The organism is Bifidobacterium apicola (assembly GCF_042846865.1).
Classification (GTDB): Bacteria; Actinomycetota; Actinomycetes; order Actinomycetales; family Bifidobacteriaceae; genus Bombiscardovia; species Bombiscardovia apicola.
This window is the reverse complement of the sequence record NZ_BAAFQQ010000001.1, coordinates 490227-506435: the sequence shown is the minus strand read 5'-3', so window position 1 is coordinate 506435 and position 16209 is coordinate 490227. Positions and strand designations below refer to the sequence as shown.

The 16209-nt window shown below is 62.4% G+C and carries 12 protein-coding genes; 5 read left to right on the top strand and 7 right to left on the bottom strand.

Features of this window, described 5'->3' with window-relative positions:
• Positions 1–5 precede the first annotated feature (5 nt).
• Entirely contained in the window at positions 6–1547 is a 1542-nt protein-coding gene (locus tag ACGG9J_RS02295; protein WP_390133238.1) for a xylulokinase, read from the bottom strand.
• A 196-nt stretch (positions 1548–1743) separates the two neighbouring features.
• On the opposite strand from ACGG9J_RS02295, the gene ACGG9J_RS02290 reads away from it, so the two are divergent.
• Positions 1744–2979, top strand: a complete 1236-nt coding sequence (locus tag ACGG9J_RS02290) for an ROK family protein (RefSeq protein WP_390133236.1) — start codon at positions 1744–1746, stop codon at positions 2977–2979.
• Positions 2980–3088: 109 nt separating this feature from the next.
• Here the strand turns inward: ACGG9J_RS02290 and ACGG9J_RS02285 are convergent, their stop codons facing one another.
• Positions 3089–3643 carry an NUDIX hydrolase gene (locus ACGG9J_RS02285; RefSeq protein ID WP_390133233.1) on the bottom strand — a complete coding sequence of 185 codons (555 nt, stop codon included), beginning with the start codon at positions 3641–3643 and terminating at the stop codon, positions 3089–3091.
• 2 nt (positions 3644–3645) lie between these two features.
• On the bottom strand, positions 3646–5196 hold the full coding sequence (locus ACGG9J_RS02280; protein ID WP_390135287.1) for an aminopeptidase P family protein: 1551 nt from the start codon (positions 5194–5196) through the stop codon (positions 3646–3648).
• A 206-nt stretch (positions 5197–5402) separates the two neighbouring features.
• Between ACGG9J_RS02280 and ACGG9J_RS02275 the strand changes: the two genes are divergently transcribed.
• Together ACGG9J_RS02275 and smc are read left to right on the top strand one after the other, a co-directional pair.
• Positions 5403–6824 carry a bifunctional folylpolyglutamate synthase/dihydrofolate synthase gene (locus tag ACGG9J_RS02275; RefSeq protein WP_110451894.1) on the top strand — a complete coding sequence of 474 codons (1422 nt, stop codon included), beginning with the start codon at positions 5403–5405 and terminating at the stop codon, positions 6822–6824.
• Positions 6824–10462, top strand: coding sequence for a chromosome segregation protein SMC (gene smc / locus ACGG9J_RS02270; protein ID WP_390133230.1), 3639 nt, complete (start codon positions 6824–6826; stop codon positions 10460–10462). The genes ACGG9J_RS02275 and smc overlap by 1 nt, the downstream gene beginning before the upstream one ends.
• Here the strand turns inward: smc and ACGG9J_RS02265 are convergent.
• The 4 genes from ACGG9J_RS02265 to ACGG9J_RS02250 form a co-directional block, all read right to left on the bottom strand.
• Positions 10395–11138: an aspartate/glutamate racemase family protein gene (locus ACGG9J_RS02265; protein WP_390133228.1), complete on the bottom strand. Its 744-nt coding sequence runs from the start codon at positions 11136–11138 to the stop codon at positions 10395–10397. The two genes, smc and ACGG9J_RS02265, sit on opposite strands and share 68 nt — an antisense overlap.
• Entirely contained in the window at positions 11135–12379 is a 1245-nt protein-coding gene (locus tag ACGG9J_RS02260) for a carboxylate--amine ligase (RefSeq protein WP_390133226.1), read from the bottom strand. The genes ACGG9J_RS02265 and ACGG9J_RS02260 overlap by 4 nt, the downstream gene beginning before the upstream one ends.
• Before the next feature lie 86 nt (positions 12380–12465).
• Positions 12466–14034 carry a Mur ligase family protein gene (locus tag ACGG9J_RS02255; protein WP_390133224.1) on the bottom strand — a complete coding sequence of 523 codons (1569 nt, stop codon included), beginning with the start codon at positions 14032–14034 and terminating at the stop codon, positions 12466–12468.
• Between the two features lie 172 nt (positions 14035–14206).
• A complete protein-coding gene (locus tag ACGG9J_RS02250; RefSeq protein WP_390133222.1) occupies positions 14207–14965 on the bottom strand; it encodes an exonuclease domain-containing protein in 759 nt (252 codons plus the stop codon).
• Between the two features lie 163 nt (positions 14966–15128).
• On the opposite strand from ACGG9J_RS02250, the gene ACGG9J_RS02245 reads away from it, so the two are divergent.
• Positions 15129–15728 carry a sigma-70 family RNA polymerase sigma factor gene (locus ACGG9J_RS02245; RefSeq protein WP_390135286.1) on the top strand — a complete coding sequence of 200 codons (600 nt, stop codon included), beginning with the start codon at positions 15129–15131 and terminating at the stop codon, positions 15726–15728.
• Positions 15729–15790: 62 nt separating this feature from the next.
• Positions 15791–16078 (top strand): hypothetical protein, encoded by a 288-nt coding sequence (locus ACGG9J_RS02240; RefSeq protein ID WP_390133220.1) that lies wholly within the window; start codon positions 15791–15793, stop codon positions 16076–16078.
• Positions 16079–16209: the final 131 nt, after the last annotated feature.

Below are 16209 nucleotides of genomic sequence, written 5' to 3'. Positions count from 1 at the left end.
GTCTTTCATCCCCGCCAGCGCAGATATTGCTGATAGACTCTCTCGCAAGGTGCTCCTGTCAGTGTGGCCTCGATGTTCACCGGCCAGGTGGGGGGCTCCTCTTCTCCAGCCAGAGCCCAGGCCGCCTGGCGGGCAGCACCGATGGCCACATATTCGTCCGGCCGGGGCAGCTGCACATCCATGCCCAGAATTCCCGGGGCATAGGCTCTGACTGCAGGGGACTTGGCGCCACCGCCGACTAGAAGAATTCTGGAGACCGTGGTGCCCAGCCGTTTCAGCAGCTCCAGGCAGTCACGCTGGGAACAGAGCAGGCCTTCCACGAATGCTCTGGCCAAGTTGGCGCGGGTGGTGTTGGCCAGGGTCAGCCCCACCAGGCTGGCGTGGGCATCAGGGCGGTTCGGGGTGCGCTCGCCGTCGAAGTAGGGGATCAGTGTGATGCCTTCGGCCCCAGGCGAGGACTCCTCCGCTAACGTGGCGAGACCGTCATAATCCGTCCCCAAGGCAGCCAGGCCTGCATCCAGGATGCGTGAAGCGTTGATGGTGCAGGCCAGGGGCAGCCAGTGGCCGGTTGCATCCGCGAATCCTGTTACCGAGGCGCTCATGTCATAGGCGGGAACCGGGCTGACCGCTGCGGCAACCCCCGATGTTCCCAGGGAGATGGAGACGTCGCCCACCTGCATGGCCAGGCCCAGGGCCGTCATGGCGTTGTCTCCTCCGCCAGGTGCGATGATGCAGCCGCCGGGTACATCCCTGCCGGCGATGCGGGCGTCGGCCTTGGCTCCGACCTGGCGGGGGCCAAGAACCTTAGGCAGGATCACCCGCTCGGCCATGCCGTCAGGCATGGCCATGGCCAGCAGGTCTCGCCGGTAGCAGTCGGCAGCGGGATCGTAGTAGCCGGTGCCGGAGGCATCCGAACGATCGGTGAAGAGATCCTCCAGCCCAGGCTCGGTTCCCGGATCTGCGGCTGGGCCATGACCGGCGATGACCCAGCTCAGCCAGTCGTGGGGAAGACATATGGCCGCGATGGCCTGGGCATTATCAGGCTCCATACGGCTGACCCAGGCCACCTTGGTGATGGTCAGCGAGGCTACGGGGGAGGAGCCCACAGCCCGCACCCAGGCTTGTTTGCCGCGCATGGCCAGGTTCTGGTCCGGATTCAGATCCTTGTTTGGCTCGTCGCTTTTTGCCTGAGCGTTTTCAGCCTCATCGGTCTTGGACTTGGCTAGCCGGATGATGAGATCGTCGGCATCAGGAGCCGAGCGCGTGTCGTTCCAGAGCAGGGCATCCCTGATCACTTGCCCTTGGCGGTCCAGCAATACCATGCCGTGCTGCTGGCCGCCAACGCTGATAGCCGAAACGTCGTTCAATCCCCCCGCCTGGGCTGAAGCCTGCTGAAAGGCCCTCCACCAAGCCATGGGATCGACGCTGGTGCCATCCGGATGAGGAGCTTTGCCGAAGCGGACCAGCCGACCGGTCCGGGCTTCGGTGACCCTCACCTTGCAGGACTGGGTCGATGTGTCCACTCCCGCCACCAGGATCTCATTCATGTCAGCCTCCTCGCACTTTGCGCTCCGGTTTTTTGGAGTACTCCATCATAATATCTCAATTATTAAATCGATAAACTAAGTAGTGCTGGTCCGGATGCCTTCCCACTGCTGATCTGCAGTCGGGCTGGAACGTAAGATGTTGAAGAGGGCCCAGGATCCTGCGGGCCTGTGTCCCTTCATGAAAGGTTGTTGAACCGTGGCTGCCCTGCGCTCTATCAATCAGGATGATCTGAGGAACCACAACCTCTCGGTCATCATCGACACCGTTCTGCGGTCGCCTATCTCGCTTAGCAGGGCGGATCTGGCCAAGGCCACAGGCCTGACCAAGGCCACCATGTCCCTCCTGGCGGGGCTCCTGCTAAAGAATCGGGTGGTGCGCGAGGAGGAGCCTGAGACCTCTCAGAGCAGCCATGGTCGGCCCAGCACCCCGCTGTCCATCGCACACGGACGCTGGGCTGGCCTGGGCCTGCAGATCAACACCGATGGCTACGGCTGCCTGGCCATGGATCTGGATGGGACGCTGATTGATTCAGCCTGGATCAAGGACGATATGCACGAGGCGGAGCCAGATCAGGTCTTCGCCAACCTGGAGGAGCTGGCCAAGCCTATTGAGCGCAAGCTGTCCCGTCGGCACTACCGCACAGTGGGTTCGGGCCTGGCCTTGCCTGGCCTGGTCGGTGGCGACACCACTCTGCTTATGGCACGCAATCTTGGTTGGGAACGTTTGGATCTGCAGGACTTCCCATTGGTCCATCGTCTGGCTCCCAGTGTGGGCAACGAGGCGCGTCTGGCAGCCCTTGCACAGATCCCCGGCTACGCCGCCCAGCGCCCTTCAGGTGGACATGAGGGGCCGCTTTCGCCCACCGATTCCTTTATCTACATCTCGACTGACATCGGCATTGGCGGTGCTGTGGTGCGCCGCGGTGCTGTGGAGACCGGGGATCATGGGTTCGCTGGTGAATTGGGACATGCCTCGGTTGATCTAAACGGCCCAACCTGCCGCTGCGGCCGTCGCGGATGTCTGGAGACCTATGCCGGGCGCAGGGCGCTGGTGGAGGCAGCTGACATCGCTACTGGAGCTGATGCGATCACACCCCAGGCCATGGATGAACTCTACCGACGCTGGCAGCAGGGCGATACCAAGGCGGTTGATGCCATCGACCGTGGGCTTGATGCCATGATCTCGGTCATGGCCACCGCCATCAACATTGTCGATGTGGACACGGTCATCCTGGGAGGATTCTGGTCGCACTTCGGGGGGAACCTGGCTCAGCGTCTGCAGGATCGCCTCAATCAGCTGACCCTGGGTCGGGATGCCGTGGACATCCGTGTGCTCATCCCAACCCAGACCGAATATCCGGCCCTCAAGGGGGCAGCTCTGGTGGGTCTGCGTCGCTTCATCGATGATCCGCTGGATTTCTTCGAGGACTGAGCCATCTGAGGAAATGCACGTACCGGTGATATTCATATCAGCGCAGGCGCTAGTCCTCTAATTTATCGAACAGTCAGACACCCAGTCGGATGATTGGATTCGGCGAGGTTCAATGGTCAACCCGAGTCTGGTCAGAATTGGCAGGCAGCTCACTGCCATTGACCCTGAAGAGGGCGTGGGCGTCTCCGCCGTGCAGGCGTTTCAGATAGGTTCGTGCTCGGGCCATGCGTTCCACAGTTGTCTGGGCCAGCGGAGCTGGAAGATGATCGGGGTCGAACCAACTGACTGACAGGCTCTCCTCGTCTCCCACAAAGGGGTCGGCATTGCCGCTGGGATCAGGCTGGCAAATGAACAGATGATCCATGTACATGGTCCGGTCCCCGTTGGCATAGGTGACCACCTCCCGGGAGGATGTGACCGCCGCCAGGTCGGTGACGATCACATCCACCCCGGTCTCCTCCCTGACCTCGCGAATCACGGTGTCGGCGGGGTCCTCGCCTGGTTCGTTGATCCCATAGACCAGGGCCCACTGTCCGGTGTCGGAGCGTCGGCCCAGCAGGATGCGGCCCTCGTCATCGCTGACGAAGGCCGTCACGCCGTTCAGCCAGAGCAGGTCATGACCTATGGACTTGCGCAGTCTGAGGATGAAATCAGGGGTGGGCATAGTCAGTCCTGGTCCGGGTCGGCGAGCGCAGCCCGCTGTGCCATCCAGGCCTCCACATCCTCTACGGTCTTGGGGATGCCTGCCGACAGCCACTGGGGACCCTGCTCAGTCATGAGCACGTCGTCCTCCACACGCACGCCGATGCCACGGAACTCCGGGGGCACCAGCAGATCGTTCTCCTTGAAGTAGAGCCCAGGCTCGATGGTGAAGATCATTCCCGGGGTAATCGGTGCACCCTGGTAGGACTCGTAGCGGGCCTCGGCGCAGTCATGCACGTCCAGACCCAGGTGGTGGGCGCAGCCGCAGGCGTGCCAGCGGCGGTGCTGCTGGCCCTGAGGGGAGAGGGACTCCTCCACGCTGACCTTGAGGATGCCCCACTCGTGCAGGGTTTGCGCCAGCACACGCATGACGGCATGGTGGATGTCCGAGTAGGTGGCCCCAGGCTTGGCCGCCTCGAAGCCGGCCTGCTGGGCCTTGAGCACGGTCTGGTAGATCCGCTTCTGCAGGGGGCTGAAGGTGCCGCCTACGGGGAAGGTGCGGGTGATGTCTGCCGTGTAGAGGCTGTTGACCTCTACGCCGGCGTCGATCAGGAGCAGATCGCCCTTCTGGACGGTTCCGTCATTGCGCATCCAGTGCAGGATGGAAGCGTGCTTGCCTGAGGCGATAATGGAGCCGTAGCCGACGTCGTTGCCCTTCTCGCGGGCGTTGGCGTTGAAGACGCCTTCCAGCATCCGTTCGGAGCGGGGACGGCCCGTCACCTGCGGCAGGTGGGTTAGAATCCTGTCGAATCCGTCCTTGGTGGCGGCGATGGCCTTGCGCATCTCGCCCACCTCGTAATCGTCCTTGATCATGCGGGCCTCGGAGGTGAACTCCTCGAGCTTGTCGTCCGCTTGCTCATTGCGGTCCGGGCCGCCGATGCCGTTGGCCTTGCGGGCGGCCTCCACTTGGTTGAGGACTTCCTGGTCGGCGGTGCGGATCACCCTCAGCTTGACAGCTCCCTGGTCCGGTCCCAGGTCCTTGGCGATGGCATCAGGGAAGGTGGCGATGTCCTTGGTGGGGATGCCGGTCATGATGGCCAGTTCACGCAGCCCGGCCCGGGGGCCAACCCAGTACTCCCCGTACTGGGAGGACCGGTAGTAGTCGCGGGTGGACTGGTCGGCCCGGGGATGGACGAAGAGTTCAGGGGTATGAGTCAAGCCCTTGGCGGCCTCAGGACTGTCGGGGTCCACCGGGTCCAGAACCAGGATGGCTCCGGGCTCATAGTCCTCGCCCAGGCCCGTGTAGTAGGCGAAGGTGGTGTCTGGGCGGAAGGCGTAGTCGTTGTCATTGTTTCGCGTCTTGTAGGAGCCAGCGGGGATGACCAGCCGTTCGCCGGGGAAGCGCCGACCAAGCTCACGCAGGCGGCGCTCGGTGTATTTGCTGGACTCCAGAGGCTCGATCTGAGGCTCTTGGGCCTGCCACCCGGTGGTCATGAACTTCTGGAAGGAGGGGGAATTGGGACGCAGGGTGCGGTTGTTCACCCGGTCTTCCATGTTCTGCTCATCCAGATCCACATTCTTGGGATCGGCGTCTCCTTGTAGATGCTCCTGTGCGGATGCGGTCACGTCCAGCCTCCTTGAAATTCCGGTTCTGACTATGTTGGTTCCATGCTAGTGCGTTCTGCCGATGTGACAGTCAGCTGTTCTGGCCTTCAATCGGGGCTGGTCGCGCTTAGAATGGGCGGGAAGCATCCACCACCAGCAGGAGGCGAAGGCAGAATATGTCATTCGAGCACCCCAACAGCAAGGGTCAGGACATCCGTGATGTCGAGCGTGCCATCATGGCGCGTCCCGCAGAGCATGACAGCGCCAACCTGGACCTGGACAGGATGGGGATGATGCTGGACCTGCTGGGCCACCCCGAGCATAGCTTCCGGGTCATCCACGTCACCGGAACCAACGGCAAGGGGTCCACGGCGCGGATGGCCGAGGCTTTGGTTCGTGCCTACGGTCTGCGCACAGGGCTCTACACTTCGCCCCATCTGGAGCGGATCAACGAGCGCATCGCCATCGACGGTCAGGAGCTTTCCGACGAGGACTTTGTGGATCTCTACCAACAGATTGAGGATTTCATTGCCATGGTGGATGACCGCTTTGCCCAGCAGGGCAGAGCTCCCATGAGCTTCTTCGAGGTTCTGACCGCCATGGCTGTCTGGGCCTTTGCAGATGCCCCGGTGGACGTGGCCATCGTCGAGGTGGGGATGGGCGGCCGTTGGGATGCCACCAACGTCCTCGATGGTGACGCTGCCATCATCGGGCCGGTGGACATGGATCATATGCAGTGGCTGGGGGATACGGTCGAGCAGATAGCAGGGGAGAAGGCCGGGATCATCAAGCCCAAGTCCACGGTCATCGTCGGCGCCCAGCCTCATGAGGAGGCCGTCCTGCCCATTATCGAGCAGGCCGTGCGCGAGCAGGGCTCTCCCACCCTGCTGAGGGACGGCAACGAGCTGGAGGTGGTCTCGCGCATGCCCGCAGTGGGCGGTCAGGTGGCTACGCTGCGCACGCCCCAGGGGCTCTACAAGGATGTTCCCATTGACAAGTTCGGCGAGCACCAGGCCCACAACGCCCTGGCAGCCCTGGCCGCGGCCGAGACGGTCATCCCCGTCAACGGGGCACTGGACCAGGATCTGGTGGCCGAGGCCCTAAGCCAGGTGCGCATCCCCGGACGGATCGAGCAGGTGCGCACCTCGCCCACCATCATCATCGATGGCGGGCATAACCTGAACGCGGCCCAGTCCCTGCGGGCGGCCATCGAGGAGAACTACGACTTCAGGCAGCTGGTGGGCGTGATTTCCATGATGGCAGACAAACAGGTGGAGGACTATCTGGGCCTGCTGGAGCCCGTACTGGACAGCGTTGTAGTCACCGAGAACTCCTGGAAGGGCCGGGTCATGCCGGCTGAGGATCTGGAGCGGGTCGCTGTGCGGGTCTTCGGGCCTGACCGGGTGGTCCGGCGTGACCGGATGCCCGATGCCATCCAGACGGCTGTCGATATGGTCGACAGCGAAGACCAGACCGGGGTGGGCTATGGACGCGGGGTGCTGATCTGCGGCAGCTTCGTTACCGCTGGGGATGCCCGCACACTGCTTGCTGAGCGTCCCAATCCCGACCTGGCCAAGCCTAAGGCGGAGCGCGCCTGATGTACCTTAAGGAGCTGACCCTCAAGGGCTTCAAATCCTTCGCCTCAGCCACCACCTTGCGCTTCGAGCCGGGCATCACCGCTGTGGTGGGCCCGAACGGATCAGGCAAATCCAACATCGTTGACGCTCTGGCCTGGGTCATGGGAGAGCAAGGGGCCAAGAGCCTGCGCGGCGGTTCCATGGAGGACGTCATCTTCGCGGGCACCTCTTCCAGACCTCCATTGGGACGGGCTCAGGTCACCCTGACCATCGACAACACCGACCGGACCTTGGACATCGACTACACCGAAGTGACCATCAGCCGGACCATCTACCGCAACGGCGGGTCCGAATACGCCATCAACGGCTCCGACTGCCGCCTGCTGGACATCCAGGAGCTGCTCAGCGACACCGGCCTTGGACAGCAGATGCACGTAATCGTCGGCCAGGGGCGGCTGGATGCCATCCTGCGGGCTGATCCGGCAGGTCATCGGGCTTTCATCGAGGAGGCGGCCGGCATCCTCAAGCATCGCAAGCGCAAGGAGCGTGCCCTGCACAAGCTGGCCAACACCGAGGCCAACCTGTCCCGCTTGGATGACCTGATCGGCGAAATTCATCGGCAGTTGGGGCCGCTGGGCCGACAAGCCAAGGTCTCCCGCCGGGCTGACATGATCCAGGTCAGCCTGCGGGACGCTCAAGCCCGCATCCATGCCGACGACGCCCTGACCTCGCAGAAGAAGTTGGAGGATCTGCGCTCGAGGATGGTTCAGACCCGGGGGCTGCTGGCCCGGGGGCAGGAGGACCTGACTAGGGTCAAGCTGCGCATCGAACAGCTGGAGGGGCTGGATCGACAGTCCAGTCCGGCCCTGGATGCCGTCAACCAGCAGTGGAACGATCTGACCAAGCTCGGTGAGCGTGCCGGGTCCTTGGCATCTTTGGCCAGGGAGCGTAGCCATTCGTTGGAGGCTGGCATGGCAGCCGATCAGGGGCAGGATCCCGGGGTGCTCAGGCGGCGGGCTGACGAGCTCAAGGGCCAGGCCGACCAGGAAGAGAGTCAGGTTGAAGCCGACCGTATCTCCTTGGATGGCTGTGTCCAAGCCCGCGCAGATCTGGAGCGACGGCTGGCCGCTCACCGGCAGACCATGACCGAGCTGCGGCAGGCGGCCAGAAAGCGGCAGGCTCGACTGGGAGACCTGGCGCAGCTGGTGGCCAAGGAGGAATCGGCCCTGGAGTTGTCCAAGCAGCGTGAGCATGACCTGGCTCGTCAGCAGGATCAGGCCAAGGGAGAACTGGAGAGGGCCCGGAACCGGGTGCACGACCTGGATAGCCGGGAAGAGAGCTCTAACCAGGATGGCAGGCAGGCTCTGGATCAGGCAGGTCAGGTCAGGGATCAGGCCCGCAGCAGGCTGAATGAACTTCAGGGGCATGAGCGCCAAATCCAGTCCGATGCGATCTCGGCTCAGGCCAAGGCTGATGCTCTTGCGGACACGCTGGATCATCGTAGTGGCAGCGAGTCCCTAGCCCAGGACGAGGATTCTTCCCTTTTGGGTGTGCTGACTGATTTTATTCAAGTAGAGGAGGGCTGGGAGGAGCCCTTGGCTCAGGCCCTGCATGACTATGCCTCGGCCCTGGTAGCCAAGGACGACCAGACGGTAGACCAGACCCTGGAGCGGGCCCGCCAGGATCATCTGGGACGAGCGGCGCTGATCTCGGCATCAGGCCCGCTTAAAGACTCAGTCATAAGGCCTGGGGAAGGCCCCTGGCGTTCAGCCGCTGATCTGGTAGCTCTGCGGGAGCTTCCTGCTGATGTCGACCAAGCCCGGGGGGTGCTGGCAGCTGTGCGCTGCCTATTGGCTTCCACCGCCGCCGTCGACGACGCAGATCAGGCCCGCCATGCCCTGGAGGACGGATGGCAGCAGGCGCTGACCCGTTTGGGCGATCTCTACGACCAGGTAGGTGCTGTAGGAGGATCTGCTCCTGCCACCAGCGATCTGGCGCTGACTGCGCGGCGGGATCGGGCCCTGGCACAGGTAAAGGCCCTCCAAGAGGAGTCCCGGACTCTGCAGCCGCAGATAGATGCAGCCCGTACCGCTCTTGAGCAGGCTGAGCAGAAGCTGCAGGAGGCGCGCAACCAGTGCACCGAGGCCAGGGTCAAGGCCGAACAGGCCGCCCGGGAGCTGGCAACCGCCCGCAAGGGATCGGATCGGGCCCAAGCTGCAGTTAAGGATCTGGATGACCGGCTGGCCCAGGTTTGCGACCAGGTGCGCACCCACGAACTCAAGCTGGAGGATCTTAAGGCTGGTCTGGCACATGCCAAGGAGGACGGGGGGTCTGATCCGGATGATCCGGAGGGCATGGAAGACCGACAGCACGAATTGGAGACGGCTCTGGATCAGGCCCGCACTGCCGAGATGGAGGCCAAGCTGACCTGGTCCGAGAGCGATCGAAGGCACGCATCTTTACTGCGTCAGATTGATCTGCTGCGGGACCAGGCCGACCAGGCCGAACGCCGCCATCAGCGAATAGTCGAAGAGAACCGTCGCCGGAAGACCGGCATGGCCTCCCTGGGGCTGATTGCGCTCAGGGCCGACCTGCTGGCCCAGTTGGTCAAGGGGAGGATAGAGCATGCGGCCCGCCGCCGTGATCAGCTCAGGGCCAAGGCTTCGGCCCACGACAAGGAATTGACCGACTTGCGGGCCAGCAGGGACGCTCTGGAGCCCAAGGTGGCCGGTCTGCGACAGGACGAGCACGGTCTGGACCTGGAGCGGGAGCGCCTGGCCGGTGAAGACGGCCGCCTGCGTCAGCGCATCCAGGATGATCTGGGCATGGAGCCGGAGGAGCTGATCCGGGAATACGGCCCTGATTGTCCGGTGCCCGTTCTGGATGACGAGGGCAATCCGGTGTCCCTGGACCAGGATGCGAAAGACGGAGATGAAGATTCGTCAGTCTTCAAAACAGTGCCTTACCAGCGCGGGGAGCAGGAGAAGCGGCTGGCCAAGGCCAAGCGGGACCTGGCCGCCCTAGGCAAGGTCAACCCGCTGGCCACCGAGGAGTACGAGGCTTTGGAGTCCCGCAACCGCTACCTGCACGAGCAGCGTCAGGATGTGATCGGGTCCCGGGACGATCTGAAGGCCCTGGTCAAGGATCTGGACGCGACCATGGTCACGGTCTTCAAAGAGGCATTCGACGATACCGCCCAGGCCTTCGAGCACATCTTCGCCACCCTCTTCCCAGGAGGACGGGGAAGGCTGCGGCTGGAGGATCCGGATGATCTGCTGACCACAGGCGTTCTGGTCGAGGCCAGCCCTGCTGGCAAAAAGGTCCGTCGGCTCTCACTGCTCTCGGGTGGGGAGCGGTCGCTGACGGCCCTGGCTCTGCTTCTGGCCATCTTCACGGCCCGACCCAGCCCTTTCTATGTCATGGACGAGGTCGAGGCCGCCTTGGACGATGTGAACCTGACTAGGCTGCTCAAGGCCTTCGAGCAGCTGCGGGAGCACGCCCAGCTGATCATCATCACCCACCAGCAGCGGACCATGGGCATCGCAGACGCTCTCTACGGGGTCACCATGCGGGGGGACGGGGTGACGGCCGTCATCTCCCAGCGGCTGAGGGAGACGAATCCATCCGGTCGCGAAGAGCCCGAGCCCGATCAAGGGTGACCTGTGCCAGGACTGCCTGGGAGTCCACGATGGGCAGCTGCGGCATGGGGTAGACCTCGTTGAGCACTGAGAGCTCGGTGCAGCCCAGCAGGACCGAGTCGCAGCGGTAGTCATTCAGGAACGCATCGAGGACCCCCAGGTAGCGGTCACGGTCCAGTCGCCCTTCCTTGACGTCGTCGTAGATCAGCGCACTCACACGGTCCTGCAGGGCCTGGTCCGGGTCCACCAGCTGGTAGCCGGCGTTGTCGGCCGGGCCCTGGTAGATGGCGGCATGGCGGGACCCCTCGGTGCCCATGTACCCCATACGCGGATGGGATTTCGCCGGATAGTGCCGATCAGCCCAATCTATGGTGGCCTGGGGCATGTCCAAAATAGGTACTGGGGTCAAAGCCTGGAGCCTGGGCAGAATCTGATGGGCGGTGTTGCATGCCATGACCATGAAGGAGGCGCCCATGGCTGTGGCTTGACGCACGTCCTCGGCCAGATAGGGGAAGGGGTCGTCCTTGCTGCGGCCCAGGATGAATTCGGTGCGGTCGGGCACGGTGGCATGGTTGAATACCACATAGTCCAGAAAATCCTGGTCCTTGTGCGCCCCGGTCATCCGGTCCAGCACCCGCACGAAGCTTTCGGTGGCCAGTGTGCCCATGCCGCCCAGGACGACGAAGAAGTTTCTCATGCCAGTGTCCTCTTGTCACGGAAGTAGCGCCGGTAACGACGCCGATAGATGGAAAACATGTGTCGAATCAGCAGCCAACGTTTGAAACTGCGGTCCTTGCTGTACTCCAGAGTGGTGCCCCAGTCCCCGCGACGAATCATTGACATGGCCTGTCGCTTGTCCTCGGATTCGGCGCAGTATTTGCGGAAAATGTCCTTGGGAACCTCCATCCAGAGGCGGTGCCCCCGGCCGAAGACGGTGCGTCCGTTGAAAGGGGTGTCCAGGACCAGGTCGTCCACGAAGCAGCGGGCCAGATTGAAGCCGTTCAGGGTGACCACGTAGCTGCTGCGGCCTTGGCGCAGATTGATTTCGAAAAGCTTGTAGACGCCGTCGCGCGGATCGTACTTCATGTCGAAGTTGGCCACACCGCTGTAGCTGATGTCCTCAAGGAAAGCCTTGATCCGGTCGAAGATGTCCTGGTTGTAGTCGGGCATGATGGCTGCATAATTGCCCACGGCCTCGGGGGTGGGGTCCTCGAGCAGCGGGTGTCCCAGGAACATCATGCGCACCCGGTGGTGGCGGTCCACATAGGCGTTAAGCACCCTCATGTTGTCATCGCCCCCAGGCACGAAGTCCTGGATGACCATCTTCGAGGTGTATCCGGCCTGGTAGGACCTGCGTATCATGGTGTCCAGCTCTTCCGGGTTGCTGAAGATGAAGGCCTTCTTCCTCCCGGGGAAGTCGATGCCCAGCCACTCGTCGCTGTCGGCTGGCTTCATGGCCACCGGGTAGTCGAAGGGCAGATTCCGGTGGCGGCCGGCTTTCACGTCCTCGGCATCCACCGACACGGTCTTCGGGTGGGGCAGGTCATAGCGATCGCAGAGCTCATAGAAGGAGGATTTGAGCGAAAGGGACCGGTTCAGCTTCTGGTCGATGGCGTTGAAGGCGAATCGCTCGCGCAGCGAATCGCCGAACTTGTCCAGCAGGTTGGCGTAGCTGTCCCCGCAGGGCAACAGAAGCAGGGTGGTCCCCGGATGCTCCTGGTGATAGGCGTCTGCCCATTCATTCAGGGCGGACGCGAAGACCTTGGGATTGGTGAATTCGGGAACCAGGTGCACGTCGAGGATCCGGCTGTACTTGGTGGGGGAGAGCTGGTAGTGGCCGAATGCGGTGGATACCAGTCCGTAGGCCTCATGGAAGGCCCGCGCCATCCCGTAGGCGTTGATGTCGGTGCCCAGTATGACCGGTTGGAACTCTTTCATCTTTCTGAAACCACCTACCATGTACTCGTGCACCCCATTCTGCCGTGGGGCATTCGGCTTTCCATATTAGGGACCAGTCGGGATCGTCAGCTGCGGGCTGCGCCCGTGGCTCCCAGGTCGTAGCTTTCCGTACCCAACAGACGTGCCACAACGTGGTCGTCGCCCTCGTAGGGCACGTGGCTGCCGTTCTTTTTGAACCAGCGCTCCTCACCCTTGCCAATGACCAAGGTGATTCGCAGACGATCCTCCGGCCGGCCCGGATTCCCTAAGGCCTGCTTGATGGCCTGGGCCCTGTCCGGCACAATGCTGGCCTGCAGTCCCGGGTTGGTGACGAAGCCCAGCATCTGCCTGTCCACCTGGTCCGAGCTTTCTCCGTCCTCGTCGTCAGCGGTCAGGATCAGCCGGTCGACGCGGTCCTGGGCCGCACTGACGATGCCCTTCCTGCGGTCGATGGCCTTGCCGCCTGCGGAGCCGGAGACCAGGGTGATCAGGGGTCTGCGCTCGCCGTAGCGCTCGTCCACGAAGTCCAGCAGCGCCGTGACCGAGGCCTTGTTGTGGGCGTAATCGACATAGACCACTCGATTGTCGGCCTTGAAGCCTTCCATCCTGCCGGCTATTCTCACCCTTTCCATGGCCCGGAGGACGTTTTCATCAGGCTCCAGACCCAGACGGATCAGCATGGTTAGGGCGGCGGCCGCGTTCAGAGCGTTGAAATCACCGTCCATGGACAGGCTGACTGGCATCATGGCTCCGCCCGAGGGCCCTATCAGATAGTCGTCGCCTCTTCCAGGAGCCTTGCGGACCAGGACGTCGTCATGCTTGGAACCATCGCCGAAGGTGGTCACTGGAATACCGACGAAGCGGGCATCCTGACGGATCAGGTCGGCTCCGCAGGATTCAGCTCCCAGGACCAGCTGTCGGCTGTTGTAGATTATGCGGCGCTTGCAGTAGAAATAGTCCTCGAAGCTTGGGTGCTCGATGGGGCTGATGTGGTCGGGGGATATGTTCAGGAATGCTCCCAGGTCGAATGTCAGCCCGTAGACGCGATCCACCTTGTAGGCCTGGGAGGAGACCTCCATGACCAGGTAGCGCATGCCGGCGTCTGCCGCCTGGCGCATCATGCGAAAGAGGTCCAGCGACTCGGGTGTGGTCAGCTGGGACTCCTGGTAATGACGGCCGTCCAGACAGTTGTCCACTGAGGAGAGCAGAGCCGCTCGGCCTGCGGAGATTTTGCCCAGCATGGCGTGCAGGAAGTAAGCGGTGGTGGTCTTGCCCTTGGTGCCGGTGATTCCTACCAGGGTCAGCTGCTTCTGCGGATAATCGTAAAAAGCGGCAGCCAGCAGGCTCATGGACTTGCGCACGTCGTTGACGATGATCCCTGTGGCTCTGGTGTGGGCGGACAGGTCCTGCTGGGCCACATAGGCAGCCGGTCCTTGGGGATTGCAGGCATCCAGATATTCGGGCAGGAAACGGCCCTTGCAGAAGAGCAGACTGCCAGGCCCAGCCTGGCGGGTGTCGTAGGTGATGTCGGTGAATGGCTTGGATGACTGGGTGTCTTCTGGAGTATTCAAGGTCCACTGATCGCCCTGGATTACCTCGCGTAGCTGACCATGTTCGCGCAGCAACTCCAGGGTTGAAGTCATCGTCAGCGCCATGCCGTTTTCCCTCTTGTCTGTTGGTCGTTACTTGAGCTGTCCCGTCCCGATTGGTGACCTGTATCGAGACCAGACCCAAGTCTAAACCGCCTTGAGCCCAAGGCAGGAGAATCCGGCGACCCCTTGACTGAATGGACAAAAGCGGGCGGCGGGTCGGTTTCGGATCCGAGCCTCAGAGCCAGGAGTCGGTGACTGGACGGCGGCCTTGAGAGAGCAAGTATTGGTTGAAGCGGTCCCGCCATTTGGCCTGTGCCTGCCGCTGCCAGTCCATAAGGGAGTCCATGGTGATTCGCGCCACCTGGGGGAAAAGGGTGGTCATGGGCTTGATCAGGTCCACGGCCGCCACTGTATCCGCCGTGGCATCGTGAAAGTTTCCATGGGGGATGACCCCGTAATACTCGCTGGTCAACTCCAAGGTACGGCGGCCCGACCGGTGGGAGATCTCCCTGTCCAGGATCAGAGGGTCCACCACCAGCAGATCCCCCTCGCTCAGGGGTTTGACTGACCCTGCGCACCAGTGGGCTATGTCCCCGTCCAGCATGTGCACGTCGAAGGGGGCGTTGTAGGCCAGCAGGGGGATACGCTTGTCCTGGGCTCGGGCAATGAACCCGGCTATCTGAGCGGTGGCCAGATCGGGTTCCATGCCCTCAGCGGCCAGCTGTTGGTCGGTGAATCCGTTGACTCGGCTGGCACCTTTGCTGATATGCCGGTGCGGGTTGACAATCCAGGTGGCCACCGCATCCTCTGAATAGCCCTTGGCCGGGTCGCGCAGAACCAGGCTGGCCGAGATGATGCCGTCCTTGCCTGGTTTGGTGCCCGTGGTCTCGGTGTCGAACCCCAGAAGCCAGGAGTCTCCCAGGCGAGTCGACCCCTCCTGTTGCGGGGCGGATTGAAGTGCCTGTTCCATGTTGGTGCGCGCGGTGTCTTTCATAAGCGTGATTTCCTCTCAGTCATTATGGTCATTATCGTAACCGAGGGCCGACCGACCGGCGACCAGGTCGAAACCGTCACGGGTGAGGGGGGATGGCACAATAGGGAGTGTGGCAGATACCAGCGAGCTCGAAAGCAGAAAACGTCAATTCGAAGCTCTGGCCATGCCTGCGGTGGATGTGCTCTATCGTCAGGCCATGCGCCTGACCAACAACCCCGACGACGCCCAGGATCTGGTCCAGGATACCTTTGAGCGAGGATTCAAGGCTTTCGACCGCTTCCAGCCCGGCAGCAACTTTGAGGCTTGGATGACCACCATTGAGCGCAACGCCTACTTCAACCAGTACCACAAGGCCAAGCGGCGTCCGCAACGGGCCAACGACTCGACGGGCGAGTACAACGACTGGGACATCTATTCGGCCTCGGAGCATGGATCCGAAGGGCTCAAGTCCGCCGAGCAGGAATACATGGAGACCTTTGCTCCCGAGGAGATTATGGCCGCCCTGGACCGACTCAGTCCGGAACGTCGGCGTGTCTTTATAGACGCTGCCATCGACGGTAAGAGCTACCAGCAGGTGGCCGATGAGGAGGGCATCAAGATCGGTACGGTCATGAGCCGGCTGAATCGGGCGCGTTCACAGCTGCGCCAGGAGCTGGAGCGATATGCCAAGGAACGCGGCTACCAGCAGGAGCACGGGGCTGTGGACAAGCCCTCAGCGGAACGCCATAGACCTGCTGAGGCCGGACCTAGTATAAAAAAATAGAGATCAGTAGCAAGGGGCATTGAGGGCCCCTGAGGATCAGGTATCAGGAAGCGGGCAGGAGCATGGACGGACGCGTGGAGATGAGCCACTACGCCTACGATGACGGCGGCTCTGTCAGGGTGACCCACACCAGCCTGCGCATCTATCAGGATGCCTCCTGCGTTGATCCGAGCGACTGCTTCGATCCGGAATCCTGCTGCGACGAGCGCGAGCGCATGGTCATCGAGGAGCTGCGTCGGTATCTGCGGCCCGAATGCGCACCGGACTGTCTGCTGGATCGGCTCAGGCATATGTTCGATCAGATGGATGGACTGGAGCAGGGGACCCCGGATCGCAACACGGACAAGTAGGTCCAGTCGGTTTTCTTGGCAGGACAGCAATCCTGCCAGGCCATCGCAGAGATCATGGTCATGCTTATGCAGCCATGGTTTTTTCTTTAATATATGCAAAACCCCGGCACCATTGGTGCCGGGGTAGACGA

Excerpts from the sequence above, each read along its gene's own strand:
- ACGG9J_RS02295 (WP_390133238.1), bottom strand. The coding sequence starts at position 1,547 with ATGAATGAGATCCTGGTGGCGGGAGTGGACACATCGACCCAGTCCTGC.
- ACGG9J_RS02285 (WP_390133233.1), bottom strand. The coding sequence starts at position 3,643 with ATGCCCACCCCTGATTTCATCCTCAGACTGCGCAAGTCCATAGGTCAT.
- ACGG9J_RS02275 (WP_110451894.1), top strand. The coding sequence starts at position 5,403 with ATGTCATTCGAGCACCCCAACAGCAAGGGTCAGGACATCCGTGATGTC.
- smc (WP_390133230.1), top strand. The coding sequence starts at position 6,824 with ATGTACCTTAAGGAGCTGACCCTCAAGGGCTTCAAATCCTTCGCCTCA.
- ACGG9J_RS02265 (WP_390133228.1), bottom strand. The coding sequence starts at position 11,138 with ATGAGAAACTTCTTCGTCGTCCTGGGCGGCATGGGCACACTGGCCACC.
- ACGG9J_RS02260 (WP_390133226.1), bottom strand. The coding sequence starts at position 12,379 with ATGAAAGAGTTCCAACCGGTCATACTGGGCACCGACATCAACGCCTAC.
- ACGG9J_RS02255 (WP_390133224.1), bottom strand. The coding sequence starts at position 14,034 with ATGGCGCTGACGATGACTTCAACCCTGGAGTTGCTGCGCGAACATGGT.
- ACGG9J_RS02250 (WP_390133222.1), bottom strand. The coding sequence starts at position 14,965 with ATGAAAGACACCGCGCGCACCAACATGGAACAGGCACTTCAATCCGCC.
- ACGG9J_RS02245 (WP_390135286.1), top strand. The coding sequence starts at position 15,129 with ATGCCTGCGGTGGATGTGCTCTATCGTCAGGCCATGCGCCTGACCAAC.
- ACGG9J_RS02240 (WP_390133220.1), top strand. The coding sequence starts at position 15,791 with ATGGACGGACGCGTGGAGATGAGCCACTACGCCTACGATGACGGCGGC.